The following is a 280-nucleotide window of genomic DNA, read 5'->3' as shown; positions in this document are numbered from 1 at the left end:
GACTTAATCAGTGCAATCAAATCAACAGTAGAAGCAGGACTTAACGGAGAATGGACAGATATGGGATTCGGTATTGCAGATATCGTAGCAAAAGGTATCGAAGCAATCTCAGGTCTTTTCGGATAATTTGATAATCATTATAAATAAAAAATAAAAAAAGAGGTGTAGAAAATGTCAGACTTAATCAGTGCAATCAAATCAACAGTAGAAGCAGGACTTAACGGAGAATGGACAGATATGGGATTCGGTATTGCAGATATCGTAGCAAAAGGTATCGAAG

At 36.4% G+C, this 280-nt stretch carries 2 protein-coding genes; both read left to right on the top strand.

The window, feature by feature from the left end; genetic code table 11:
• Positions 1–6 precede the first annotated feature (6 nt).
• Positions 7–126: a beta-class phenol-soluble modulin gene (locus HHH54_RS11430; protein ID WP_198618825.1), complete on the top strand. Its 120-nt coding sequence runs from the start codon at positions 7–9 to the stop codon at positions 124–126.
• 45 nt (positions 127–171) lie between these two features.
• Positions 172–280: beta-class phenol-soluble modulin (locus HHH54_RS11425; RefSeq protein ID WP_198618824.1), on the top strand; the 109-nt coding region annotated here is incomplete at its 3' end.

Origin of the sequence: Staphylococcus canis (genome assembly GCF_016238445.1) — a bacterium.
Classification (GTDB): Bacteria; Bacillota; Bacilli; order Staphylococcales; family Staphylococcaceae; genus Staphylococcus; species Staphylococcus canis.
This window is presented reverse-complemented; position numbering and strand designations above follow the sequence as displayed.